Annotated in this window: 24 protein-coding genes and 2 pseudogenes; 12 read left to right on the top strand and 14 right to left on the bottom strand. The window is 70.3% G+C overall.

All coding sequences use genetic code 11. The annotated features are described in order from the left end of the window. The first annotated feature begins 850 nt into the window (after positions 1-850). The 4 genes from WMF29_RS43105 (at position 851) to WMF29_RS43090 (ending at position 3,980) form a co-directional block, all read left to right on the top strand. Positions 851-1,537 carry a DUF433 domain-containing protein gene (locus tag WMF29_RS43105; protein ID WP_437325865.1) on the top strand — a complete coding sequence of 229 codons (687 nt, stop codon included), beginning with the start codon at positions 851-853 and terminating at the stop codon, positions 1,535-1,537. Next, the gene (locus tag WMF29_RS43100) at positions 1,524-1,958 is read left to right on the top strand and encodes a hypothetical protein (RefSeq protein ID WP_437325864.1); all 435 of its coding nucleotides are present in this window, start codon (positions 1,524-1,526) and stop codon (positions 1,956-1,958) included. Before WMF29_RS43105 ends, WMF29_RS43100 begins: the two co-directional genes overlap by 14 nt. 535 nt (positions 1,959-2,493) lie before the next feature. Continuing rightward, complete coding sequence (locus WMF29_RS43095) at positions 2,494-2,874, top strand: hypothetical protein (RefSeq protein WP_437325863.1); 381 nt, start codon at positions 2,494-2,496, stop codon at positions 2,872-2,874. Between the two features lie 188 nt (positions 2,875-3,062). After that, entirely contained in the window at positions 3,063-3,980 is a 918-nt protein-coding gene (locus WMF29_RS43090; protein ID WP_437325862.1) for a cation diffusion facilitator family transporter, read from the top strand. Between the two features lie 47 nt (positions 3,981-4,027). On the opposite strand, the gene WMF29_RS43085 is transcribed toward WMF29_RS43090, so the two are convergent. Beyond that, positions 4,028-4,333 carry a hypothetical protein gene (locus tag WMF29_RS43085; protein WP_437325861.1) on the bottom strand — a complete coding sequence of 102 codons (306 nt, stop codon included), beginning with the start codon at positions 4,331-4,333 and terminating at the stop codon, positions 4,028-4,030. 50 nt (positions 4,334-4,383) lie between these two features. Then, positions 4,384-4,665, bottom strand: coding sequence for a hypothetical protein (locus WMF29_RS43080; RefSeq protein ID WP_437325860.1), 282 nt, complete (start codon positions 4,663-4,665; stop codon positions 4,384-4,386). Positions 4,666-4,879: 214 nt separating this feature from the next. Here WMF29_RS43080 and WMF29_RS43075 point away from each other — a divergent pair, with 214 nt between their 5' ends. Next, positions 4,880-5,278, top strand: coding sequence for a phage holin family protein (locus WMF29_RS43075; protein ID WP_437325859.1), 399 nt, complete (start codon positions 4,880-4,882; stop codon positions 5,276-5,278). A 30-nt stretch (positions 5,279-5,308) separates the two neighbouring features. On the opposite strand, the gene WMF29_RS43070 is transcribed toward WMF29_RS43075, so the two are convergent. Next, entirely contained in the window at positions 5,309-6,034 is a 726-nt protein-coding gene (locus WMF29_RS43070; protein WP_437325858.1) for a hypothetical protein, read from the bottom strand. A 358-nt stretch (positions 6,035-6,392) separates the two neighbouring features. On the opposite strand from WMF29_RS43070, the gene WMF29_RS43065 reads away from it, so the two are divergent. Both WMF29_RS43065 and WMF29_RS43060 read left to right on the top strand, forming a co-directional pair. Then, a complete protein-coding gene (locus WMF29_RS43065) occupies positions 6,393-6,599 on the top strand; it encodes a hypothetical protein (RefSeq protein WP_272101971.1) in 207 nt (68 codons plus the stop codon). Between the two features lie 69 nt (positions 6,600-6,668). Beyond that, positions 6,669-8,084, top strand: a complete 1,416-nt coding sequence (locus WMF29_RS43060) for a sugar porter family MFS transporter (RefSeq protein WP_437325857.1) — start codon at positions 6,669-6,671, stop codon at positions 8,082-8,084. A gap of 54 nt (positions 8,085-8,138) precedes the next feature. Here WMF29_RS43060 and WMF29_RS43055 read toward each other — a convergent pair whose 3' ends face one another. Then, the gene (locus tag WMF29_RS43055; protein WP_437325856.1) at positions 8,139-8,978 is read right to left on the bottom strand and encodes an SDR family NAD(P)-dependent oxidoreductase; all 840 of its coding nucleotides are present in this window, start codon (positions 8,976-8,978) and stop codon (positions 8,139-8,141) included. 69 nt (positions 8,979-9,047) lie between these two features. Between WMF29_RS43055 and WMF29_RS43050 the strand changes: the two genes are divergently transcribed. After that, positions 9,048-9,248, top strand: a complete 201-nt coding sequence (locus WMF29_RS43050; protein ID WP_437325855.1) for an acyl-CoA-like ligand-binding transcription factor — start codon at positions 9,048-9,050, stop codon at positions 9,246-9,248. Positions 9,249-9,254: 6 nt separating this feature from the next. Here WMF29_RS43050 and WMF29_RS43045 read toward each other — a convergent pair whose 3' ends face one another. The 3 genes from WMF29_RS43045 to WMF29_RS43035 form a co-directional block, all read right to left on the bottom strand. Then, positions 9,255-11,339 (bottom strand): PAS domain S-box protein, encoded by a 2,085-nt coding sequence (locus WMF29_RS43045; RefSeq protein ID WP_437325854.1) that lies wholly within the window; start codon positions 11,337-11,339, stop codon positions 9,255-9,257. A gap of 294 nt (positions 11,340-11,633) precedes the next feature. Continuing rightward, positions 11,634-13,592 (bottom strand): ferrous iron transporter B, encoded by a 1,959-nt coding sequence (gene feoB, locus WMF29_RS43040; RefSeq protein ID WP_437325853.1) that lies wholly within the window; start codon positions 13,590-13,592, stop codon positions 11,634-11,636. After that, positions 13,589-13,921 (bottom strand): FeoA family protein, encoded by a 333-nt coding sequence (locus WMF29_RS43035; RefSeq protein ID WP_437325852.1) that lies wholly within the window; start codon positions 13,919-13,921, stop codon positions 13,589-13,591. The genes feoB and WMF29_RS43035 overlap by 4 nt, the downstream gene beginning before the upstream one ends. A gap of 602 nt (positions 13,922-14,523) precedes the next feature. Between WMF29_RS43035 and WMF29_RS43030 the strand changes: the two genes are divergently transcribed. Both WMF29_RS43030 and WMF29_RS43025 read left to right on the top strand, forming a co-directional pair. Continuing rightward, positions 14,524-14,745, top strand: a complete 222-nt coding sequence (locus WMF29_RS43030; protein ID WP_272101976.1) for a heavy-metal-associated domain-containing protein — start codon at positions 14,524-14,526, stop codon at positions 14,743-14,745. Positions 14,746-15,275: 530 nt separating this feature from the next. Continuing rightward, complete coding sequence (locus WMF29_RS43025; protein ID WP_437325851.1) at positions 15,276-16,541, top strand: cellulase family glycosylhydrolase; 1,266 nt, start codon at positions 15,276-15,278, stop codon at positions 16,539-16,541. Between the two features lie 57 nt (positions 16,542-16,598). Here WMF29_RS43025 and WMF29_RS43020 read toward each other — a convergent pair whose 3' ends face one another. From WMF29_RS43020 to WMF29_RS42995, 6 genes and pseudogenes are all read right to left on the bottom strand, one after another. Continuing rightward, positions 16,599-17,198 carry a nucleotidyl transferase AbiEii/AbiGii toxin family protein gene (locus WMF29_RS43020; protein ID WP_437325850.1) on the bottom strand — a complete coding sequence of 200 codons (600 nt, stop codon included), beginning with the start codon at positions 17,196-17,198 and terminating at the stop codon, positions 16,599-16,601. Further along, a complete protein-coding gene (locus WMF29_RS43015; protein ID WP_437331228.1) occupies positions 17,125-17,925 on the bottom strand; it encodes an RNA ligase family protein in 801 nt (266 codons plus the stop codon). The genes WMF29_RS43020 and WMF29_RS43015 overlap by 74 nt, the downstream gene beginning before the upstream one ends. A gap of 136 nt (positions 17,926-18,061) precedes the next feature. Further along, a complete protein-coding gene (locus tag WMF29_RS43010) occupies positions 18,062-18,601 on the bottom strand; it encodes a DUF99 family protein (protein ID WP_437325849.1) in 540 nt (179 codons plus the stop codon). A 187-nt stretch (positions 18,602-18,788) separates the two neighbouring features. Further along, positions 18,789-20,450 carry a DUF3556 domain-containing protein gene (locus tag WMF29_RS43005; RefSeq protein WP_437325848.1) on the bottom strand — a complete coding sequence of 554 codons (1,662 nt, stop codon included), beginning with the start codon at positions 20,448-20,450 and terminating at the stop codon, positions 18,789-18,791. A gap of 222 nt (positions 20,451-20,672) precedes the next feature. Further along, positions 20,673-20,816 carry a hypothetical protein gene (locus WMF29_RS43000; protein WP_437325847.1) on the bottom strand — a complete coding sequence of 48 codons (144 nt, stop codon included), beginning with the start codon at positions 20,814-20,816 and terminating at the stop codon, positions 20,673-20,675. A gap of 117 nt (positions 20,817-20,933) precedes the next feature. Further along, a pseudogene (locus WMF29_RS42995) lies at positions 20,934-21,467 on the bottom strand (zinc-binding dehydrogenase); the annotation flags it as partial. Here WMF29_RS42995 and WMF29_RS42990 point away from each other — a divergent pair. Both WMF29_RS42990 and WMF29_RS42985 read left to right on the top strand, forming a co-directional pair. Further along, a pseudogene (locus tag WMF29_RS42990) lies at positions 21,466-21,765 on the top strand (TetR/AcrR family transcriptional regulator); the annotation flags it as partial. The pseudogenes WMF29_RS42995 and WMF29_RS42990 overlap by 2 nt on opposite strands. 462 nt (positions 21,766-22,227) lie before the next feature. Beyond that, complete coding sequence (locus tag WMF29_RS42985) at positions 22,228-22,350, top strand: hypothetical protein (RefSeq protein WP_437325846.1); 123 nt, start codon at positions 22,228-22,230, stop codon at positions 22,348-22,350. Between the two features lie 487 nt (positions 22,351-22,837). On the opposite strand, the gene WMF29_RS42980 is transcribed toward WMF29_RS42985, so the two are convergent. Continuing rightward, positions 22,838-24,550 carry a hypothetical protein gene (locus WMF29_RS42980; RefSeq protein WP_437325845.1) on the bottom strand — a complete coding sequence of 571 codons (1,713 nt, stop codon included), beginning with the start codon at positions 24,548-24,550 and terminating at the stop codon, positions 22,838-22,840. Positions 24,551-24,715: the final 165 nt, after the last annotated feature.

The raw sequence follows: 24,715 nt of genomic DNA, 5'->3' as shown, positions 1-24,715 counted from the left end.
GGCTGGGACAGGTGGTTGAGAGCCCGGGACCCGTGGGTCGCCGGGCTTTCGGCGTTCTGGGGTGCTCCTTCGGCCTGCCCGCCCGCTCCGGCACACGAGCGGCGCAGTGGTGGGGGCGCTGCGCGCTGAGCTGCGAAGGCAGCTCACGAGCCGCCGACAGTCACGAGAGCGTGCTGGAGGGCTCGATCGCTGCGAGAGAGCGGTCGACGGTGATCGGCATCGGCTGAACATCCGGCGCGGAAGCTGGACGCCGCCGGGGTTCGTACCCCGAGCGTAGACCGCCGTCGGTCTCCCCCGCTGAGCCGTGCCGGATGCGGGGCTATACCCTGTAGTTGGGGCGAGCGGCGTCGTCGAGCGGTGCAGCGATGCAAACATCGCGAGTGCAACGGCATTGATAACCTCGCGCAGGGCGGGCAGCGGAGCGGTTTGGCGAGCGGGTGAGCCCGGAGTTGTGACGAACAATTCGTCTATCGACCGGCCGGTCGATATGGCGGTATTTGAAGACGCTGCATCTATCCAGTTATTGCTAGGGCACACGAACATCGCTGCCGTCGTCCGCGGCGCGGCGCAACCACAATGGACGCTCGACGGGTTATCTGCGGTGCTGACCGCGATACCTCTCGAGAACCGCGTATCAAGTTCGAGGCACTCGCTGGATCGAACGCTGGCATGGCGGACGCGCTGTATCGCGAACGATGCTCTTCGCGCGACGCGCGACCTCCTGCTTTCCCGCTTATCGTCCGTGAGATCGACGCGGGGCGCCGCCATGCTCCCGGCGCGCGATCGGCTGCTACCATCGGCGCCACGTTCGAACTGCGCGCCCGCCGCAGCGGTGTGGTAGAATAACTCTATGGCGCCAAAGGGAGACATCTACGACGGCGGTGCCCCGGAGGAGCTTCCGGCGTACCCGGTCCCGCGCGCCGCGCGGATCGTCCGCCTGTCGCCGTCCACCCTGCGCCTCTGGGCTTCGGGCGACGGTCCGCGCAAGGCGCTCTTCAAGCCGGCCGAGCGCGCGCCCCTCTCCCTCTCGTTCTCGAACCTCATCGAAGCCTTCGTGCTCGCCTCGATGCGGCGGGTGCACGGCATCTCCATGCAGCGCGTCCGCAAGGCGCTGCGGTTCGTCGGCGACGAGCTCGGCTATGCCCGACCACTCGTCCACGCGAGCTTCCGGACGGACGGGGCCAACCTTTTCGTCCAGCACGCCGACCGGCTGCTGAACGTCTCCGCCGAGGGCCAAGCCGTGCTCCGGGAGGTCCTCGACGCGAGCCTCGCGCGCATCGACTGGGAAGGGGGCCTCGCAGCACGGCTCTACCCCTGGGTCCGGAGCACGGCGATCGGCAGCCAGCCTAAGACGATCGTGGTCGACCCGCGGTGCGGCTTCGGCCAGCCCGTGATCGCCGGCACCGGGATCGAGGCCCGCATCGTCACCGAGCGCTACCGGGCCGGCGAGTCCGTGCGGCTTCTCGCGAAGGACTACGGCGTCGAGATCGAGAAGATCGAGGACGCGATCCGGTGCGAGACGCGTGAAGCTGCGTGAGCCGTTCACCTACTTCATCGACCGGTCGCTCGGCCGCGGGCTCGTCGTCGAAGCGCTGCGAGCGGCGAAGCTCGACGTCCACGCCCACGACGATCACTTCGCGCAGAACACGCCCGACGCTGAGTGGCTCGTCGAGATCGGCCGCCGCGGCTGGGTCGTCCTGACCAAGGACAAGAATATTCGTGTAAACGCGCTCGAACGCCTCGCGTTGGTCCGCGCAAACGTCGCGTGCATCATGCTTGGCCGCGGCGACCTGACGGCGCCGGCGATGGCGCAGGTCTTCGTCGACGCGTTGCCGCTCATCCGGCGCGTCCTGCGCCGCTTCGGCCTCCCCCTCGCGGCGAGCTTGAGCAGCGGCAAGAGCCTGCGCGTCCTTCTGGCCGACGGCGAGTGGCTGAAGCCGCCGAAGGAGCTCAAGTAGTTCAAAAATCGTGACACAATCGCCTCGGTGAACGCAACGCCGGAGAGCGACACCTGAAGTTCGGCACGAAGGAGCGTGAGATCGTGAAGAGGCTCGCGCCTCAGCTCCCGACGAAGGTCGCGCCGAAGCTCGTGATCGACTGGCGCAAGAGCCAGCGGGCGCATCTGCAGCTCAGATCCGTTGCTCCGGCGTGGGATGTGGCTCCTGTGAATGCCCAGCACGCCCGCCCGATCGTCGTAGGACATCACGACGCCCGCCGACGCCTCGGCAGGCCGGAGTGAGCGCTGCGCGGTCGTGGATGTCCTCGTTTCGCCGCCTCCCGCCGACGCACATCCCACCTCGGCATGATGCTTGCTCAAATTGCGACGATGCAGCCGAGAGGCTGTGGTACCGGCCAGCCCGGACGCGACGCCCGAGGGGGGACAGTGGATCTGCCGTGAAGCAGAGAGGCGATCGAGGTGGCGATATGAAACACACGGACATGGGACGACGAACCGGCCGCCGGATAGGGCTCACGCTCGGTCTTCTCGCGAGCATGGCGCTCGCGGGCTGTGGCGGTCCGAGCGAGCAAACCATTCATGGCACGCGGCTCGCGCCCGGCGCCGATGCGCACATCACCGCCGACATCGACTCCGACGCCGCGACCACACGGCTGCTGGTAGACGTCGTTCACCTCTCGCCGCCCGAGCGGATCGAGGCCGGCAGTACGCACTTCGTCGTCTGGCAGCGCCCGAGCTCCGAGTCGCCGTGGAAACGGGTCGGAGTGCTCGACTACAATGCTGACAGCCGAAGAGGCAAGCTGGCCCAGATGAGCGTGCCGCATGCCAACTTCGATCTGCTCATCACCGTCGAGAAGCAGAGCAGCCCTCGATCCCCATCGTCTGCTGTCGTCATCGGGCCGACATCGGTCGGGTAGCCAGGAGCCCCCAGCGTCCTGCCTCGAAGGCCTTTCCCATCAACCCTGCGCGCTCTCATCCGGCGACGGTCGCGTCCGTGCGGCCGCCGTGCGGGCAGGGCTCTCCCTTCACGACTTCACGACTTCACGACTTCACGACAGGGGAGCGCCTGGCGCGGCCTGCACATCGCTGGGAGGATCGGCGGCGCATGAGGGAAGGGTCGAGGATCGCCATCTATGGCGCCGTCGGCGCCAACGTGGCGATCGCGGCGGTCAAGTTCATCGCCGCCGCCGTGACCGGCAGCTCGGCGATGCTCTCCGAGGGGGTGCACTCTCTCGTCGATACCGCCGACGGGCTCCTCCTCCTGCTCGGCAAGCACCGGAGCGCCCGCCCGGCCGATGCCGATCATCCGTTCGGCCACGGCAAGGAGCTTTACTTCTGGACGCTGATCGTCGCCCTCATGATCTTCGCCGCGGGCGGCGGCGTCTCGATCTACGAAGGGATCTTGCACCTCCTGAGCCCGCGCCCGATCGAGGATCCGACGTGGAACTACGTCGTCCTCGGCGCAGCGGCCATCTTCGAGGGAACGTCGCTCGCCATCTCGGTCCACGAGTTCAAGAAGAAGGACGGACAGGGCTACCTCGCGGCGATGCGATCCAGCAAGGACCCGACGACGTTCACCATCGTCCTGGAGGACTCCGCGGCGCTCGCCGGGCTCGCCATCGCCTTCCTCGGCGTCTGGCTCGGGCACCGCCTGGGAAACCCCTACCTCGACGGTGCGGCGTCGATCGGCATCGGCCTCGTGCTCGCGGCGGTCGCGATCTTCCTCGCGCAGCAAAGCCGCGGGCTCCTCGTGGGGGAGAGCGCGGACAGGGATCTCCTTGCCGCGATCCGCGCGCTCGCCAAGGCGGATCCTGGCGTGTCGGAGGTGGGGCGACCGATGACGATGCACTTCGGTCCGCACGACGTCCTGGTCGTGCTGTGCATCGAGTTCGACCCCGCGCTCACGGCCTCCGAGGTGGCGGAGGCGATCGAGCGGATCGAGGCGCGGATACGGAGCCAGCGACCCGATGTGAAGCACATCTATGTCGAGGCCAGGTCATTCCCAAGGCGCGCAAGGCCATGACGCGCTCGTGGAGAGGCCGCTCGCAGCCTCCTCTGCGAGGCACGGCGTCACCACCACGCGCGCCGCCGTTTGCGGCGTGAGCTCACCGCCACCGCCGCGACACCACCCAGGGCGAGCACGGCCGCCGCAACGACGGCGACGCGCCAGGCCGTGTGCTCTGCCTCGCTCCTGGCGCCGCGGAACCTCGCCCTCGCCGCGACGAGGTCGCCCGCGAGCCGCTGCTTGCTGTGCTCGATCTGCTCGGCCGGGCCCGCGGCCGCCGCGGAGCCTGCACCGGCGTCGACGTGACCTCGCTCGCTGAGGGGACGGGAGACCCTCTCCTCATCGAATCGGATTGCAGTGGACGGTTCCATGTCTCCCGCGCTGCAACCGCCGTTCCTCGCCAGCGCAACGCACAGCAGCGCTAGGCCGCCCCTGCCTGCTGCGCCTGCTTCCGATGCCGGAGTGCGATCCAGAGCCCGGCGGCGTTGTTGACAACCAGCGCGGCGTTCAGGGCGGTGAACACCGAGTTTCTCACGAGCAGGCTGTAGATGAGGTTCCCGGCCGTCCCGGCGATCGCGGCGATGAAGAACACAAGGGTGTACTTCTCCGATTTGTCCTTCTCGCCCTTCCACTCCCTGTAGGTCTGTGACCCGAAGGTCACGAGGAGCAGCAGGGAGCTGATCCAGCCCACGACATGCTTCATCGGCGGTTCCCGTGATCGGTTGCCAGGTGAGCCGTGATCGGCGACGCCCGCGAGCTCGGAGCGTGAGCTCGACCTGGGCGGCGTGCGACATCCGTGCCGCCCCGCCGCGCTGCGTGCCTCCGGTGCGCGTTCGGGCGGGCGCGGCGCGCGCGGGCGCAGTCGATGCATCCCGGGGCGCGCCCGGCGCGTGCTCACGCCGGCAGGGAGAGCCCGCATGCAACAACAGCCGTCCATCGGTCCATCACAAACCGATCGCAGCGCGCAGGACCTCGCCGCCGATGCGGTCCACGAGGCGAAGAAGCTCCTCGGCGCGGAGCTCGCGCTCGCCAGGCGCGATCTCCGCCGGTCGGCCGCTGCCCTCTCGCGCTCGGCGATCGCGTTCGGCGTCGCGGGGGTCGCGGGGCTCGCCGGCATCGACGCGCTGATGGTGTCGCTGGCCGTGGGGCAGCGCCGCAATCATCCGGCGCGCTCGACCGCCGTGGGGCTCGGGCTGCTCGCGCTCGCGGCCGCCGCGGCGCTCGTGGGGCGGTCGGCGCTGCCCCGCAGCCCGCTGCCGATCGCCGCGCGCATCGCATCGGACATCGAGGACGTCGCCCAGCGCGTGGTGGGGTGAGCCGTCTCGTGAGGGGAGCGTCGCCCCGGCTCAGCGCCGAAGCGCCGCGGCCGCGCGCCCTGAGACGGCCGATCCGCTCGTGACGATCGCCGACCCCAGCGCGAGCAGGGCGACGAGCGTGAGCACCATGGGATAGATGCCGACCAGCGCGAGGATGCCGAGCACGACCGTTCCGGCGCCGACGAGCGACTGCAAGCCGGCGGCGGCCATCGCCGCCTGACGAGCCATGTGGGCGAGGTGCAGGTGCGCGCCGCGCGCGTCGAGCGCGCCGAGGTCCGCCGTCGCACCGCCGCTGAGCAGCAGCGTGCCGCCAAAGACGATCACCGCGACCGACGTCAGCGTCGCGGGGGCGAGCCCGAGCAGCGCGAGGATGCCGAGCACGATGCCCGCCGCGCCGCCGACGAGCTCCGCGCCCATGCCGCCGCCGAGCTCGGCGCGCGTGTCCCACTCGACGGGCGCCGTGCTCCGCGTCAAGGCGCCGAAGCGCGAGGCGATCGCGCCGCCGTGCGCGATCAGCGCGGCGCCGAAGACGATCGTGGCGATCGAGGTGAGCTCTCCCGGCATGACCCCCGTCAGGCCAAGGATGGCGAGGACGATCGCCCCCGCGCCGCACACCACCTCGGCGAGCGAGCCGCCGAGCACGATCCGCGGCGCCTCCCTCTCCTCCTCCGGCCTGCGCCGCGCGCCAGATATCGGCGCGATCGGGCTCTCCTGCTGTGTAAACCGTTCACGCTCCTCGGGTCCTAGCGTCTGCATGATTCCCCCATCCTGTGGTGTGGCCTCGCCGCGGCTACGCGCCTCCGGCTTGCATGTTCTGCGCCCCGCTGCAGGTCGTCGATGCGATTCGGGTCCACGGGCTCATCGGTCTGCTGCCGCGTGTCGAGCGGGCCGAAGCGCTGCTCGCTCGCCGCGGCCGCTGACGGCGAGGGCTCGCGTCACCATGTTCTCCCCCGGAACTCGGGCAGCGCAAACCTCGTGCACTGTCGAAAGGAGCAGCGGTGAACGCCAGGCGAGTGAGCAGGCGAGGGTCGCTGGCCGACGGCCTGAACCAGCCGCGCGGGAGCGTCCGTGAACGCTCGCCCGAGGGACATGCCATCGTGAGTCAGGAGGAGATATGAGCAAGCTTCATCTCGAGCTCAGCGAGCGCGAAGCGGATGACACGAGGACAGCCCTTTCGACCCGGCTCGTGGGGATGCGAGACGAGCTGGTCCACACCGACGATCGAGCCTACCGGGCGGATCTGAAGGCGACGATCGAGCGGCTCGAAGTGGTGCTCGGCCGCCTCGAAGCGATCGTGGCGGCACCGACAGCGGCGCCGTAGCCGGTCACGCCGGCGGTCGTCGGTCGAGCTGACGAGTCCCGGCGGCACGGTTCGTGGTTCACGGGGGGTATGGCAGAGCCCGCGGCGCAGCAGGGGGATGGACGCGGCGAGGAGCCCCTCTCGACGGTACGGATCGCCCTGATCGCGTCCGTCGCAGCGCTGGGTGGCTTCCTGTTCGGGTTCGACACCGCCGTGATCAACGGCGCTGTCGGCGCGCTGGAGAGGGTATTCACAGCGCACCCGGGAACCGTGGGCCTGTCCGTGTCCTCCGCGCTGCTCGGCGCGGCTGCCGGCGCGGTGCTCGCGGGCAGGCTGGCGGACCGTTACGGCCGGACGCGGACGATGATCGCGACCTCCCTGCTGTTCGTCGTCAGCGCGGCGGGCTCGGGGGCGGCGATCTCGCCCTGGGACTTCAGCGCGTGGAGGGTGCTCGGCGGCATGGCCATCGGCGGGGCCAGCGTCGTCGCTCCGGCCTACATCGCGGAGATCGCGCCGGCCCACCTGCGCGGCCGCCTCGGATCGCTCCAGCAGCTCGCGATCGTGCTCGGCATCTTCGTCGCCCTGCTCGGCGATTACGCCATCGCGACGGCCGCTGGCTCGGCGGCGAGCCCGTTCTGGCTCGGGGCACAGGCCTGGCGATGGATGTTCTGGAGCGCCATCCCACCGGCGCTCCTCTACGGGCTCGGCGCGCTGCTCATCCCCGAGTCCCCGCGCCACCTCGTGGCGAGGGGGCGCGTGGACGAGGCGCTTGCCGTCCTTCGTGACCTCCTCGGCGCGTCCGCCCAGGCGAAGCTCGTCGAGATCCAGAGGACGCTCTCGTCCGAGCGCCGGCCCAGGCTCGCGGATCTGCGGGGGCGCGCCGGACTGCTCCGCATCGTCTGGATCGGCATCGGCCTCTCGGCGTTTCAGCAGCTCGTGGGCATCAACGTCATCTTCTATTACTCGAGCGTCCTCTGGCAGGCGGTCGGGTTCTCCGAGCGAAGCTCGCTTGCCATCACGGTCATCACCGGCGTCACGAACATCGTGACCACCCTCGTCGCCATCGCGACCGTCGACCGCCTCGGGCGCAGGCCGCTGCTCCTCGCGGGCTCCATCGGCATGACGCTGACGCTCGGCGCCATGGCGGCCGTGTTCGGCGCCGCGGGCGAGGACGCCGCGGGCAACCCCGTCCTGACGGGCGCTGCCGGCCACGCCGCGCTGCTCGCCGCCAACCTGTATGTCTTCTGCTTCGGGGCGTCCTGGGGCCCGGTGACCTGGGTGCTGCTCGGCGAGATGTTCGAGAACCGCATCCGCGCCCTCGCCCTCTCGATCGCGGCCGCCGCGCAATGGCTGGCGAACTTCCTCGTGAGCGCGACCTTCCCGCCGCTCAAGGCGGCCGGCCTGGGCATCGCCTACGGGCTCTACACCGCCGCCGCGGCGGCCTCGCTCGTGTTCGTCGTCGCCTTCATCCCCGAGACGAAGGGCAAGGAGCTCGAGGAGATGTGACGTGCGCTGGCCCGGCGAGAGGCGATATGTGTCGGCGCGGCCATCTCGAGAACATCAGCGGGCGGCGAACTCCCGCTCGTGGATGGATCGCACCTTCTCCAGCACCCTCGGGCCGTGCTCCCGGAACGGGAGATCCATCGCGCGGTCCTTCTTCAAATAGACGCCCGAGAGCTCCCGGTTCGCGCCGAACGCCGCCTCGTAGAGCCGCGAAGCCCCCTGGCTCGGGGGCGGGAACAGGAACCTCATCAGCGGCTCCACGTAAAACGGCAGCCCCGACCGCTTTCCCTTCCTCAGCGTGTTGTTGGGCCCGGGATCCACGCTCCGGATCTTGATCCCGTCCCCCGCGAGCAGCGGCGCCACCTCACGCGTCCAGAGGGAGAGCGCGAGCTTGGAGGTCGCGTAGGGGCCGAAGAGCTGCTTGAACGACGCCGGGCGCTCCAGGGCTTCGGGGTCGAAGCGCCTCGTCATCTCGAATGCATTGGAGGAGGTGTTCACGACGGTCTTCAAGTCCCCCTTCCGCAGCAGCCCTCTGAGCTCCATCGCGATGACATACGGCACCACCGTCTGGAGCTCGAAGTGCAGCTCGCGGCCTTGCCTGGAGAAGGTCAGCTCCGGGGCGCTGCCGCCGGCGTTGTTGAACAGCACGTCGATCTTCTCTTCGCTCGCCTCGATGGCGCCGAGCGCCCGCCTGAGGCCCTCGAAATCGGACAGATCCGCGTTGTGGACACGGAGCCTCCGGCGCTCGAGGCCCTCCCGGATCAACGGATCCTCCTCGGGGAAGCCCGAGCGGTTCAGCGCGATGACCTGAAAGCCCTCCGACAGCAGACGACGCGTGAGCTCGAGCCCAATACCGTGGTTTGCGCCCGTGATGAGCGCGACCTTGTCGTGTTCCATGGTGTTCCTCGGGAAGCCGCGATAGCGGAAAGAATGTGCCCCTTAGTGGCATTTGTCAAGGAGGGGCACATGGATCCTGCGGAGGCCATCTGCGAGCCGCGGACCGGGCGGATGCGCCTGGATCCGCAGCGCGACCTCGCGCCCCGGGTGCTGGCCAGCTGCGCGCTCGCCATCGTGGAGCGTGCGATCGAGGCGTGGATCGCCCGCGGCGCGACGGAGGATCTGCTCGAGCTCGTGGACGAGGCCTCCGGGCGCTCGCGCGTGAGGTGAGCACGATTAGGACAGCGGCAGCGTGAACTGGAAGGTCGTCTTCCCGGGCGCGCTCTCCGCCCAGATCCGCCCCCCGTGGGCCTCGACGAGCCCTCTCACGATGTAGAGCCCGAGGCCCAGCCCCGCGGCGCCTCCCGCCTTCGCCTCGCGCGTCCGGTAATAGCGGGTGAAGAGCCTCGGCAGCTCGTCCGGCGCGATGCCCTTCCCCTCGTTCTCGATCGCCACCGACACCTCGCCGCTCCGCCGTTCCACCGCGATCCTGATCGGCGTCTCGGGCGCGCCGTACTTGGCCGCGTTGGACAGCAGGTTGGTGAGCACCTGCTCCAGGCGCCCGGGATCGGCCAGGAGCGGAGGGACCCGGTCCAGCACCTCGACGTCGACCCGATGCCCCCTCGTCGCGTCGGCCGTCCGCTCCACCGTCGCGCGGATGAGCGCGGGCAGATCGACCTCGATCGGCCTGAGATCCAGGCGATGCGACTCGAGGCGGGAGACGTCGAGCAGATCGTCGATCATCCGGTTGAGCTGCATCGCGCTGGCCAGGATGTGCTGCGCCTTGTCGCTGCACTGCGGTTGCCTTGCGAGCAGGGCGGCCTTGAGGACGATCGTGGTGATCGGCTGGCGCAGGTCATGGGCGATGACGCTTGTCCACTCCTCACGCATCCGCGCGAGCTCCTTCAACGGGCTGATGTCCTCGCCGGCGACGATGGCGCCCGTGATCTTCCCCGCGCTGTCGCGGAGCGGCGCGGCGGCGACGAGGAAGGTCCGGCACGAGCCGTCCGCCTTGGCCACGATGAGCTCCTCGCCGGGGATCGTCTCGCCGCGCATCGCCCGGCTCGACGGCAGCTCGTCCAGCGGGAGGACGGTGCCGTCCGGGCGGCGCAGGCGACCGACGTAGTGACACCGCTCCTCGGCGCCGCCGGTGAGATCTCGCGCGTGCGGGTTGCCAAGGATGCGCTCTGGGTCGTTTCGATCGATGAGCAGGAGCGGGATGGGCGCGCTGTCGAAGACCGTTCGCAGCGTCCTCCGCTCGGCGTCGAGCTGCGCGAGCAGGCGCTCCCGCTCCTCCTCGGCCTGCTTGCGCGCCGTCACGTCCTCCACCTGGGCGATGTAGTGAATGGGCTCGCCGTCCGCGCGGCGCACGACGGACCCGTGCAGGATGACGGGGATGACCCTTCCGTCCTTGTGGATATAACGCTTGGCGAGCTGGTAGCGCGAGATCTCGCCGCTCCTCAGCTGCTCGGCCAGGCCAACGTCGGTGTCCACGTCGTCGGGATGGGTGATGTCCTGGAAGCGGAGCTTCGAGAGCTCTTCCGCCGAGTAGCCGAGGATCTCGCAGTAGGCGCGGTTGACGAGGAGGAACCGCCCGTCGAGCCCGATGATGCCCTTGCCGATGGGCGCGTTCTCGAAGCTGAGCCGGAAGCGCTCCTCGCTGTCGCGGAGCGCCTGCTCCGTCTGCTTGCGCAGGGCCGCCGCGCTTTCCTCCTCCTCGGTGAACGCGGCGGCGCCCTGGCGCGCGAGGGCCCTGTCCAGGCCGATCGCGAAGAGCGCGGCGAGCGCGCCGAGATCGACACGGGCGCGGGGCTGAGGGCGGGGCAGGCAGAAGGAGAGGACGCCAAGGCAGCGATCGCGGACGCAGAGGGGCATCGAGACCGCGCTCTGCGCGTGGGTTCGCGCGCAAAGGTCACGCGTCATGGATGGCCCCGGATCGAGCGAGCGCACATCGCTCATCACCTCGATCCGCCCCGAGCTCGCCGCCCATGCATCGAGCAGCGGCGCGCCGCGCGCCACCCGCGCGAGGCAGAGACGGATGTCGGCGGGGAGGTGGCGGTCCGAATGGATCCTGAGCTCGCCGGTGTCCTCGGAGGTCAGGAGCAGGTAGGCAGCGCGCGCGCCGAGCTCCATCGCCTGATCGAGCATGAGCCCGGCGAGCTCGTCGAGCTCCGCCGCGCGCGCCAAACGGAGCGCCGCGCGCGCCGTGAGCTCGCCCGGCGCCGGACAGGGCTCGCGGCGCCCGCACTGGCAGGGGGAGGCCATGCAGGCGACCTCCTCGTCGCGGCTGATCGGCGCTTCGATCTCTTCTATCGACACCATGGCCCCCACCCTGATCGGCCGATTGTCGCACAAGCGCTACATCGCCCGAAGGCTCAACGCCATCAGGCCCATGGGGATGAACTCCCCGGATGCCGACCTGCTTATGCTCCCAGCGGCAGGAGCACGGCGCAGCGCTGCGAGCCGTTCGTCCCCGCCGCTCTCGTCAGCGCATGCTCAGCCCGCACCCAGGCGCCTGTCCGAACACCGGGCGGCAGACCCGAAGCTTGTTGCTCTCGCCGGCGACGCGGCCCCGTCGATCGCGACGCCGCGCCGACGCCGGGGCGCGGCGCCGCTTCACGGCATCCCGAGCAGCCCGCTCCCCTGGTAGACGACGAGCGCCGCGACGTACGCCGCCGCGTAGGTGTAGGCGAGGACGAACGCCGGCCAGCGCCACGACTTCGTCTCGCGCCGGATCGCCGCCACGGTGCTCATGCACTGGCAGGCCAGGACGAAGAACGCGAGCAACGCGAGCCCGGTGCGCGACGAGTACGCGAGCGCCCCGTCCGGGCGCTTCGCCTCGCGGATCTGCTCGGCGAGCGGCGCGGGCTCGTCGTCGGCGTCCTCGACGCTGAAGATGACGCCCATCGTCCCGACCATGACCTCGCGCGCGCCGAACGAGCCGATGAGGCCGACGTTGATGCGCCAGTCGAACCCGAGCGGCGCGGTCACCGGCTCGAGCGCGCGCCCCACGCTGCCGGCGATGCTCGACTCGAGCGACGTCGCCGCGCTCTCGGCCGCGGCGGTCGGAGGCTCGTGCGGCGCGGCGCCCGGCATGGGGACCTTCAAGAGCACCCACAGCACGGCCGAGACGGCCAGGATCACGGTCCCGACGTCGCGCGTGAACCGCCACGCCGCCTGGCCCGCCTTGCGGACCACGAGCCGCGGCTCGGGGCTGCGGTACGCCGGCATCTCGAGCACCATCGGGAGCGAGCGCCCGCGGGTCGCCGTGCGCCGGAGCAAGAGCGAGGCGACGAGCCCGGAGAAGATGCCGGCGACGTAGAGCGCGACGAAGAGCAGCGCCTGCACCCAGGGGCCGTGGGCCGCGAAGAACGTCGTCAGGAGGAGCGCGTAGGTCGGGATCCGCGCCGAGCAGGCCATGAGCGGCAGGACGAGGATCGCCGTGAGCCGCTCGCGCGGGTCGCGCAGGATGCGCGTGGCGTGCACGGCGGGCACCGCGCACGCGTGCCCCATCAGCAGCGGGAGGAACGCCCGGCCGCTCAGCCCCATCAGCTGGAGCAGGCGGTCGACGAGGAAGGCGCCGCGCGCGAGGTACCCGCTCGCCTCGAGCAGCTCCATGGCGATCGTGAGGATCACGATCTGCGGCATGAAGGCGAGCACCGTCCCCGCGCCGCCGAGCAGGCCGTCGACGACGAACGAGGCGGCGAGCCCCCCGCCGAGGGCGCGGGACACGAGGTTGCCGAGCTGACCGATCGCCGCGTCGAGCGCCTCGGTGACCGGGGTGGCCACGAGGAACACGGCGGCGAAGAGGAGCGCCATGAGCCCGAGGAACAGCACCGGGCCGGCCGCCGGGTGGAGCAGCACCGCGTCCGCGCGCGCGGTGAACGTCCTCCGTCGCTCCGCGCCGGCGTCGCGGCGCGGCGGCTCGACGTACGCGGCGCGCGCGACCTCATCCGGATCCCACGCCGCGGCGCCGGGGGGCTTCACGGCGCCCGACGCGATCGCGTCGAGCCGCGCGGCCGCCGCGTCGAGCACCACGCCGCGCGCGGCCGGGTCCCTCGCGCTCACGAGCAGCACCGGCAGGCCGATGGCGCGCTCGAGGGCGCTGGTGTCGAGCCCGCGCCCCTCGCCCTCGAGCACGTCGCGCTGCGTGGCGACGACGAGCGGGGCGAGCCCGCGCCGCACGAGCTCACGCGTGAGCCGCAACCCGAGCGCGAGCTGCGTGGCGTCCACCACCTGGACGACGAGGCGCGGCCGCTCTTCCGCGCCGGTGCGATCGAGGAAGCGGCGCGCGACGCCCTCGTCCGTCGCCGGATCGACGACGGCCTCGATCGAGTAGAGCCCGGGGAGATCCGCGATCGTCGCGACGGCCCCGCCCGCGAGGCGGACGTCGGCCGTGAGGATGTCGACCGTGATCCCTGGGAAGTTGCCGACGTGCGCGCTGCCCCCGGTCAGCCGGTTGAACAGCGACGATTTGCCCGAGTTCGGCCGCCCGAGCAGCGCGATGAGCGGCCGCTCGGCCGACGCCGGGAGGCGCTCGGTGCGCGCGCCTGAAAAGTCGAGCGAGGCGGTCATCCGACCCGCCGCTGCGAGGGCAGGGGCGCCACGAGGATCGAGCGCGCGAGCGTCGCGTTGATCGCGAGCTCCCCGCCCGACCCGGTGCGCACGTGGAGCGGGCCGCCGAACGCCGCGCGCCGGATCGACGTGAGCGTCTGGCCGGGACCGAGCCCCATCGCGCCGAGCCACGCGGCGAGCTCGGCGTCGAGGCCGACCTCGACCACGATCACGCGCTCACCGGCGCGCACCTCCGAGAGCGGACCCGCAGGAGCCGCGGCGCTGGCGTCGCGCGCCCGCGCCTCCGTGCCGGCCACGCTGCCGGCCGAGTCCACATCGGCGAAGCTCACGTCAAACTGGGGAGGAACGCTGGAAACCATGGGCCCCGTCAGATTTTGAAAATCAATTTCAAATCTAATGGCATTGTGAACGGTCTCGGCCAGGATGTCGAGCGCCTCTCGACCAGCTGCCGTGGCGGCTGACCGCTCCGGGTGGCTGCGACGCCTTTTCTTCCTGTTCCTGCCCAGGCGGCCAACCATTCCTGGTCCTGGAGATAGCCGCGTCGCTCCGTGCTCTGGGGCCCGGCGCACCCCCGATCGGCTCTCCGGCGAGCGGCTGCCGCGCGTCTGCCGAGACCGCGGAGCGGAGCGCGCGAAGCATTCGGGTCGGGCGAGCCATCCGATTCACCGGGCCGCGGCGGAGCCTCGGCCAGAGCGACGGCGGTCCGCGGATTGTCCTCCAGGGGGCCCATTCTACCATGGCGCGCGACGCGAGCGCCTCACGGCGTCCACCGCAGACCCGCCGCTCCTTGGCCGGCCCCGCGCGCCCCGCGCGCCACGCGCGCCACGCGCGCCACGCGCGAAGGGACGCTGCGGCTCCTGCGCGGTGTAATGAGCCCCGATGGCTGCGTCTCCCGGGATGAGCGGCCCGTGGGTCGCCGAAAGGAAGAGCCATGAAAGAGACCATGCTCCAGGTGGACGGGATGAGCTGCCCGTCCTGCGTCCGCCACATCGACAGCGCGCTTCGCGAGCTCGGCGGCGGCGTGACCAGGGTCGACGTGCGCCTGCGCGAGGGCATCGTCGTGGTGCAGCACGATCCGGCGAGCGCGCCCGTGGACGCCCTCGTCGAGGCCGTGCGCGGGGCCGGCTACGGCGTGCGCCCCCGCGCCGCCTGAATGCACGCAGCGCCCGCGGCGCGTGGCCTCGTATCAGCGCACCGCGCCGCGAGATCTCCCACGCCGCGCGCGACGCTGCAGTGAGGACTTTACCGGTTAATAAAAGCGGGGACCAGGTCACAGATGGGACCGTCTCCACGAGCTCCGGGGCGCGCCCGTCCCGGTAGGCGCCGGGGCCCCGCGCCGCCCTTCGTGGCGCTGGACAATGAACCGATTAAGTGGTTTCCTGTCCGCGCTTCCCGCGTGCCTCGGGCCATGTCGTAGGAGTCGTTGGTGAGCCCCGGTCCGCGGTCTCTTGGTTTCTTGATTCTCGTGGGCCCGCGGACGGAATAGGTCCTCTCCTCGCCGTGGGTTCTTCCCAGGCCTCGCCATGCAGGGCGTCATTTGCGCCATCTGCGCGCCGCCCGCGGTGATGCGCGGCGTGCAGGGCCTGTTCGACCTGCAGAACGAGAAGGATTCACCGTGCGGTCACGCAGGTCGAAGCCGGACGTCGCCAGGTGCAATCAGGGGAGAGGCAGAAGGAGATCACGATGCGCGTTCTTCATGGGTCGGTGGCTGGTTGGACCGGAGCAGCCCTCATGGCGCTGGGCCTCTCCGCGGGATGCGGAGACGACTCGGACGACCAGCAGGGCTCGGGGCAGGAGGCGACCGGAGCGGGCGGCGGCGCATCGGGCGCGGGCGGGGGGGCCACGGGAGCCACGTCCGGCGCCGATGGCACGACGTCGAGCAGCGGCGTCACGTCGGGCGCCGGCGGCGCCACCTCGAGCAGCGGCGCCACGTCGGGCGCCGGCGGCGCCACCTCGGGCAGCGGGGCCACGTCGGGCGCCGGCGGCGCCACCTCGAGCGCGGGCGCCGGGGGCGGGGGTGACCAGGAGACGCCGGGGTTCTCGGTGCGCGGCCGCTTCCTCTACGACCGCTGCGGCGAGAAGGTGCTGCTCCGGGGCATCAACGAGATGGTCGTGTGGCTGTCGTCGGGGCCCGACGGCCTGCCGGAGTTCGCGGAGATCGCGAAGACCGGCGCCAACGCCGTGCGGATCGTCTGGCTCGCCACGGAGTCCTCGGCGGGCCTCGATCAGGCCATCACGAACGCGCTCGCGCAGAAGCTCATTCCGATCGTCGAGCTCCACGACGCCACGGGGAAATGGGATCTCCTGCCGAGCCTCGTCGACTACTGGACGAGGGCGGATGTCGTCGCCGTGATCAAGAAGCATGAGCAGAGCTTGCTCGTCAACATCGGCAACGAGGTCGGGGACCAGGTGGACAACGCGGCGTGGGAGGCGGGCTACAAGCAGGCCATCACCCGGATGCGCGGCGCCGGCATCACGGTCCCGCTCGTGATCGACGCCTCGAAGTGGGGGCAGAACATCGACCAGCTCCAGGCCGTCGGCCCCGCGCTCGTCAAGCACGACGCGAACATCCTGCTCAGCGTCCACATGTGGTGGACGGACGGGAGCGGGGCCACGATCACGAAGGAGCTGCAGGAGTCCGTGGCGCTGAACCTGCCTTTGATGGTCGGCGAGTTCGCGCAGCACGCCGTGTACGAGTGCGGCAAGCACCCGTTCGACTACAAGACGCTCCTGGCCAAGAGCGTCGAGCTCGAGGTGGGGTGGCTCGCCTGGTCGTGGGGCGCCGTCAAGAACAGCGACTGTCAGAGCGACGGGCCGTTCGACATGACGACCAACGGGACCTTCGCGGGGCTCACCGGCTGGGGTCGCGAGGTCGCGGTGACCGACCCGAACAGCATCCAGAACACGTCGGTGCGCCCGCGCTCGATCGAGACCGGATCGTGCAGGTAGCGGCGTGACGGCGCCCCCTGGCGCCCCTGGCTCCGCTCGGTGTCAGGCACGGCTTCGTCAGCGGACGGGGTGCAGGAACGACCGCACCACCTCGCGCGCTTCGCTGATGGCGTCGGTGCGCGAGAAGGTGACCCACGGCGCCGTTGCGACGTACTTCTTCCACTTGTGACGGCTGCTGCGGCCAGACCCCCAATCCTCGGCCGTGAAGAAAGCGTCGAGCGCGCTGAGGCTCATCTCGCGGCTGGCGAAGGCGCTCTCGACGCAGCGCTTGGTGGCCACGGGATCGAGCGTGCAGTGCCGAGCCAGGAGCACCAGATCGATGAGCGTCTTCGGGTGCCAGCGACCACGCGGACCGAGCTCCACCAGCGAGTGAACCTTCCAGGCGAACATCACCTCGGGTGCGACGGCCGGCAGCGTGAAACCTTCCAGCTCGAAAGGGCGCGGAGCGACGCCGAGCACCTCGCCCCAACCGAAGTCGACCTGTAGCTTTCGTTCGGCGCGTGAAAGCTCGAGCCGCAGGCCAGGCCAGGGCGTTTCGAGCCAGATGCCCCACGCCTTGACGCAGAGGTCGGCGACGACGCCTTCAGCCGCCAGCTCGCTCGACCCCAAGAGCTGATTCACGACGCGCGTGGCGCGGTCGAGGCTCCAGTCGCCCATGAGAACGAAGTCGAGATCCGCCGCGACGCGCCCGGGGACCCAGCTCGCCGTGAGCTGGCTGCCTCCACGGCGTCGGCACCGAATTCGGTGCGCGGCGCGCCGCGCGACAGGTAGGCCCCCAGCTCGGCAAATGCGCGCGAAACCTCGGCCTCGCTATCAGGCGACGGCAGCACGACCTTGGCGTGGTGCTCGAAATAATTGGTACGCGGCGCCCGCGCGGCCACCTCGTCCCACCTGCGAAGAGCTTCACGCTGCGGTATTTCGCCATGCCGACGACGCGCCCGGCGCGCTCGACCCGCCAAACAGCGCCTTCCGGCGGCTCGACGGCGCCGTGGCCGCCTCTGCCCAACCGTTCGAGCATGGCCGAGATGCCGAGCGCGCCACCTCGATGCAGGAGCGCTGGACGAGGAAATGCGCCTTGCAGCCGAGCGTCGAGCTCGTCGAACGTCCATTGTCGGCCCTCATGAAAGGCGTCGAAGACCACGAACGGCTCGTGGCGGAGCTCGTAACGGGTCGAATGCGCGAGCGCGAGCCATTCGCCGACGAGCCACCCACCGGGGTGGAGCAGCTGGCGGAACGAGGTCGCACGCTGCTCGACCCAGGCCGCGAACATCTGGCGCCCGGGGTTCTCGGAGCGCGCGGCGAGCGTGCCTTCACGGCCCAGCGCCAGCACGGCGTCGCCGAGGCGCGCGACCGCGACGCAGGAGCCGTCGAGCTTCTCTTGCACGAGGACCTCTTCTCCGGGGCGCGACGCGACCAGACAGCGCTCGGCGTGCTCGCGCGGAGCGGTGCGGTCGGACGAGCCAGTGCGAGAGCCGGGCAGGTGCGGGATCTTGAAGTAAGCCTTCCGACCGAGGGGGCGTTCAAGCTCGACCACGGCTCACTCCACGCGTCGTCCCTCCCGCGATGATGTGCGCGAGGCGCAGCGGCTCCGGGATGGCGCCGTGCAACGTGGTCCGTTCGATGAGCTCGCGCCCCTCCTCGAGCGACAAGCCGGCGCGGTGCACCCACAGGCCCGCGCAAGGCTCGATCGGTCCGGCTCGCTCGAGCACGCCCCGCTTCTCACGCGCGCTCTTCACCTGCTCGAGCGCTTCGAGGAATTTCTGCATCTTTGGCCGCCTGCGCATCACGACCATCACCGGCACCCCGAGCTCCTCCGCCAGGGCGTTGATGTCGACGACGTTGAACCCCGCCACCGTGATGCCCTGCATCAGCACGCCGCGCACGTGAACCAACTCGTTCTCTTTCACGAGCTCTGCCATCACCCCGGTGGCGTCGCTGCCATCTTGCTCGACGTGCCCACGCACCACGATGTCGAGCCGCGTCCCCGAGCAAACCGTCCCCACGAGCGCTACCTTCCCGCCCTCCCCCCGCTCGAACGGCGCATCGTCGAACCCAATCACATTTGAAATTCGTCGGATGCGCATGACTCGGCGTGGAGCGCTTACTTTAACCAAAGGGCGTCACGGTCAACAGCCTGCGGAGGATGGCCCGCGCAAAACCGTTCCGAGATATCAATGATGTTCCACCAACGACCGACAGCTGACACAACGTGCAAAAGGTACGATCCGCTGATCGGCCTACAAAAAATCAACACACGTCGGTCACGGGGCCCGCCCACGGCTGGCGCCCACGCAGCTCGCGCACGTCGAGCTCGCCGGCGTCGAGCAGGCCGGAGGCAGCGTCGTGGATCTGATACGCCATCTTCGCGCCGCCGAGCGGCTGGCTTTCGACGAATATGCAGCGCAGCTCGCCTGGGGCGAAGCCGCACTGGTCCTGGATCGCGCGCAGCAAGCCATCGCGGTGCAGGTGGCCGTCGCCGAAGTTCCAGCCGAGCGCGAGGCCGCCGACGAGCTCGCCGTCGAGGTACTCGTACTCGTGGAGCGGGCCCTCGATCGCCTTCGGCAGCAGGACCGGCAGCGCGCGGCCCTGGAGGTGCATGAGGCGGAACGCGAGCACCTTGCCGACGAGGCCGACCGACGTGGCGTGGTCGTAGAACCGGTGGAGCTGGTCGTAGATCCACGGCGCGGCCTTCACGAGCCGGTCGAGCTTTCGATAGCTGTCGCCGCGGAACAGCCACACGCTATAGGGCCAGTTTCCGGCGTAGTACCGCATCGCGAGCAGGAACGAGACCCGCCCTGGCGCGATGTTGCCGAGGAGCGGAACAGCGACAAGCATGATCGCGAGGAGCGCGCCGAGCCGCGGCGGGCCGACGTCGAACGGGTACGCGCCGGGGTGGGCCCAGAACAGCGCGAACACGCCGTAGACCACCATCAGGTTCCACTCGATCGGCGCGCCCATCGGCACATTGCTCGTGATGAAGGCGTGGAGCGCGAGCGCCATCGCGATGCCGACGGCGATCGCCGTCTCGCCGGTCGCGCACGCGAGCACGATGGGCACGCCGAGCTCGAGCGCGGTGCCGGCGTGGCTCATCGCGATCGCGAGCCGCGACGGGCGCAGGTCGTCCGGATAGCGGACGTACATGCGCCGCCGCAGCCATGCGAAGCGGGCGAGCGGGCTATTGCTCGTCATCACGCACACGACGGTCGGGAAGTGGTGGTTGAGCTTCGAGACGCCGGCCCAGAGCCAGAGCGCGAGCTGGACCGCCTTTGCGCCGCCGATCCAGTCGGCGGTGGCCGCGAACACGACGACGGTGGTCCAGTAGTGTTCGGCGCGCAGCGCGAGGAAGATGGTGCGATCGGCGACGGCGAGGACCGGCACGAGCGCGGCGATCGGAACGAGGTGCGAGGCGCCGAGCGCGGGGGCGAGCAGCGCGCGCACGAGCAGGGCGAGCAGCGCGAAGTAGAGCGCGACGTCGAGCGGGGTGCGCCGCGTGCCGCCGAGGAGCGGCGCGCGCGCGAACAGCGCGAGCTTCGTGGTGCCGGGGCGGAGGAAGTAGAGGGCGCCGCCGACGGGCGGGGCGTAGCGTCCGCTGAGCGGACCGAACCCGCAGCCGAAGCCTAGGCCCTCGAACAGCATGCTCCACAGGATCGCCTTCTGGAACGCGAGCGGGTGCAGCCACCAGTCGCCGATCGTCGAGAGGCCGCCGAGGCTCGGCGAGGTGCTGCAGAACAGGACCCAGGCGCCGGCATAGAGGGCGAGCTTGACCGCGTGGAGCACGTAGACGGCGAGCGGCGCGCCGGAGCCCTGCAGCGCCCACGCCTCGCAGACCATGCGTGCGCGCTCGGGGAACGGCCGCTTCGCCCAGTCGAGCGGATCGTACGGCGGGGCGAGCGGACGCAGCAGGGGCACGGCCGCGATGCTACCCGAACGCGTCCCCCGGCTCATAAAATCGACGCGCGGCGGGCCTGCCATTCGTCGCGGGAGAGCTTGCGTTCCGGCGAGCCCCTTTTGTGGCTCGTCTGCACTCCATCCGGCGAGCCCCTTTTGTGGCTCGCTTGCACTCCAGCCCCTCCGGTGAGCACCCCAAGCTCCCTCACCACCCGCAGGCGCGGCCCAGCGTGCGTCTGCTGATTACCTCAGCTCGTAGACGTCCACCGTGTCCACCAAGACGTGGGGCACGAAGACGCGTCCACGCTTCGTATCGTGGCCGATATCCGTGGGCGTCTTCTGCTCTGGAATCGCGATCTCGAAGGCTCCGCCGAGCTTCTCCAGCACGCTCTCCCAGCGCCGACGCGGCGGCCACCGTACTGGAAAAGCACCGTTGTGCGCCGCAAGGCGCTCGGTGACGCCGTATGCGGCTGAGGCGACGGGTGAGAGGAGCAGGCCGTTTTCCTAGAGGTCGATGACGACCTTGCCCTTCACGTGCCGGCCGGCCTGGAGCTCGACCGCGGCGCGGATTTGCTCGACCGGGAAGCTTGCGGCGATGGGTACCCGGAGTCGGCCGGTCGCAATCAGGCGAGCGAGCTTTCCCAGGGCGCCGGGGGCGGCGTTGGCGCCGTTGGTTGGTGTGATCCCGTCGACCTGGGCGGCGATGGTCGTGATGCGCGTGTCAGGGACGCCGAGTGCCCTTGCGGCGTGCGCTGTCTCCGTTCCATGAAGGTCGATCGCAGCGGTGATACCGCGGGGAGCGAGGGCACGGACCCGGTCCGCCAGGCCGTCGCCGTAGGCGACCGGCTCGGCTCCGAGAGCGCGCAGGAAATCGGCCGATGTCGCCGATCCCGTCCCGATCACGCGCGCCCCTGCGATCCGGGCCATCTGGACGACGAATACCCCGACTCCGCCCGCCGCGCCGCCGATCAGCACGGTGTCGTCCGGCCCAAGTTCGACCACGGCCAGGGCGGCGGATGCCGTGCGTCCGGCGATCGTGGACCTGTTCGGCGACTGGATCGCGACCAAGAACGGCATGCTCGACACACTGCTGGCGATGATCGAGACAGGCGAGATCGCCCACGACCAGACCCGAATCGAGCTGCTCGCGGCCATCACCACGATCCTCGACGCCGGCCGCGCGGTGGATGACCTCCGCCGAGACGTCACCGCCGAAGACATCGCCGCGAGTCTCATCGGCGTCTTCACGGTGGCCCCCAAGCCCCAGCGAGGAGCTCTTGCCAGTCGCCTGTTGGACCTCCTCATGGATGGACTGCGGCCTCCAGTCCGCCGGTAACGGCAACGCCGCTGCCTGCTGGGAGAACAAGAGGTCCAATGGGGTTCCGCGCGAACTCGCATCGAGCGCAGCGTGGGCGCACGAGACAGCCCTCGTTGCGATGCTCATGTCCTCCGCGGCGGAGCGGGCCCGTGGCGGCGGCCTGCCCGCGAGTGAGTACCAGGCGCTGTACGCCGCTCGTGACGTTGGACCGCCGGCGCGGCCAGCAGCGCTGCGTCGGCGACGCGCCCAACATCAAATCCGAGCGCATGTCGATGGCCATCTCGGACGGGCGGCGCACCGGTCTTTCTGGCGGGACTCTTCCGCGGCGCCGAACCGTCGCGATCCGTCGCATCTCCAGGGATTTTGGAAGGACGTGACGACGGATCGCACCCCCTCAGGAGGCATGGCCCCAACCCGACCCAACCGCCGAGCCCTGGGCCCGGAGAGCTCGCGACGGTCGATCCCTCGCCTCGATCCGCCGTGGTTGCGTCGCTCGCCGGCATCCTGAGCCGAGCCGTCGCCCTCGGGGACGCCGAGGCTGCCCGGGTCGTGCACGAGGCGATCGGTCAGCTGCTCGGGCTGCCGGTGGCACCGGAGGGGTGAGCAAGCTTGGGCCGAACGTCGAGCCCGCCGCTCGCGTCGACTCGCTGCCGGAGCCTTGCCGCTCGCCAGTGCCCCCCGGATGGGCTTATTGCCATGGTGCACCTCCGCGCGGACGATGGGCTGCGGCCCGGCGAGCGGCATCTCCGCGTCCGGGGCGAAGGCGAAGGTCGCCTTGACGATTGCGGTGAGGTGGAGCTGTCCCTGGGCCGTGCGCCACGCAACGGCGGTCGCTGTCGTTCCGGGGAGCGCTATCACGGCGTCGCTGGGGAGGGCGGACTCGAGCATGCCAGTGCGCTTGTTATCATGAGGACGCCGCCGGGGTTCGTGACGCCTCCGCGAGGAGGTTCGAGCCAGCCTGTCGCTCGCGGTCATCGAATGGCAGGATCCGGGCCCGTCGACGTACTTCCAGTCGAGCTGGCGGCCGATCGGCGGGACAACACGCGATCGAGCCCCGCGCTGCCACGGCGCCCCCCGGCGCGGCGATCTCTCAGGGCGTGATCCGCGTGATGGTCCGGCTGGTCCTTTGCCAGACATCGCCGGCGAGGGTTGCATTGATGGTTGCCGTCGCGGTCCCCTGCCAGGCCAGCGGGGCGTCGAACGTCATGGTCCCAGCGTCCCAGGTCGAGATCGACACTGGGCCGGAGCATCCGGGGCACGCATTGACGCCGGTCACTCCGGCGAGCGGAAAATCGAAGTGAGAGCCGCTGCCGTTGCTGGTGCCGAAGACCCAGGTCGGCGCGCTCCCGGCGTAGGCCTGGAGGTAGCCGACGTGGGTGCTCCCTTGCGAGAGCAGGCCGAGCCCCCAGCCGGACTCGGTGGCATCGTACCAGAGCCCGCCGAGATCTGGTGAGCCGCCAGCACCCCAGAACCACGCCACGCTGTCGCGCCCCGAGCTGCCGTCGAGCTGCCAGACCAGCTCACCGCGATCCGAGGACGTGAGCTCCAGGCTCGCAGCGCCGACCACGGTCGCGGTGATCCCGGTGCCGGTCCAGCGCGTGCGATACAGCTCGCCGGTCCAGGCGCTCGGGCCGCGAGACAGGATGGCCTGGTACCAGATCGGCGCGCCGCCCGGATCGAAAGTGTACCACGTCATGACCACGCCATCGCTGTTGCCCAGGAAGCGAACATCGAGACCGTTGTTCGGACGGCTGAGGTCGTCCCAGAGCCCTCCCTGGGGCGTCGGCGCGAGCGGCGGGTTCTCGCCGATCACCGTGACCTCGCTGAGGGTCGGGCTCGTGGCGGTGGCGCCATACACGACGGTATAGAGATACCGATGGCCAGGCGAGATGGTCTCGACACGCTGACCGGCGACGCGCGTGTCGATGATCTGCGGCGCGCCGCCGTCGATCCGGCGCACCAGACGGGCAGAGCTGACGTTCGACGTCGACCAGACCAGGTTGGTCGTGCTGGCGGGCGCGACCACGCGGTCGGGTGTCGCCGTGATCGTCGCGGTGGGGCCCCGGCCGACGACACCGTAGTTGTAGAGGAGCATCCCGTCGCCCCAGAGCTGGATTCCATGGGACTCGCCCCCGGCGATGGGGCCATAGCTGAGCGAGCCGTCGTGGTCTGTGGAGAGCTCGATCTCCGGTCGATTGGGCGGTCGCGCGACCACGCGGATGTTCGTGGCCCCGCCGCCGTGCCAGGTCAAGGTCGTGTAGAACGTCTCCCGCGGCCCCAGCCGCGCTTCCCAGGGCGAAGCGCCGAAGCTGGCGCCGATATGGCACTGGTACTGCAAGGGCATGACGCCGCTCCAGAGGGTGCCTGGAGCGAGCGGGTGACAAGGCATCAGGGGACCGGCCTGTGGGGTCACGCTGACCGCTGTGTACGGAGGCGGGCAGGGCTCGCACGAGCTGAAGCTCAGCCCCGTCGTGTCGTGGCACGTCACCGCGTTGTCCCATCCGAGCCCGTAGTTGGGCGCGCTGGCGTTGAAGTAATACTCGATCGGGTGCCGCCCCGGGGGGCACGCGAGCCATGGTTGCGGCGCGGCGCCCTTGCGGGACCCCGAAATCGAGGCGTCCCCGAGCACGATCACCTCTTCATAGGGCGTCATGGCGGGCCTATCGACATCCGAAGAGCTCCTCCCCTCCGTGCCGACATCGAGCGCGTGCGCCGTGTCGGCAGGGTCGAAATCAGCATAGGGCCCGCTCGTGCACGCCACGACCGGCGCCGAGCCGGCGACGACGACGAGGAGAGCGATCAAGGGGAGACGATACGCGCTCGTCGGCGCTCGGGGATCCCGGCGTGGGGAGGTCGGAGCCGAGGGGGCAGAATTCGAACAAGAAGAAGATACCATCGAGTCCTCCTCATTGGGACGGTGGCTCATCACGGCTCTCCGGCTGCCGGCCGAGGAGCATGGGGGTAGATC

This window comes from Sorangium sp. So ce381, from assembly GCF_051473845.1.
In the GTDB taxonomy this organism is placed as follows: domain Bacteria; phylum Myxococcota_A; class Polyangia; order Polyangiales; family Polyangiaceae; genus Sorangium; species Sorangium atrum.
Note: the sequence above shows the minus strand (reverse complement) of the source record. Positions and strands in the feature narration are given on the sequence as shown.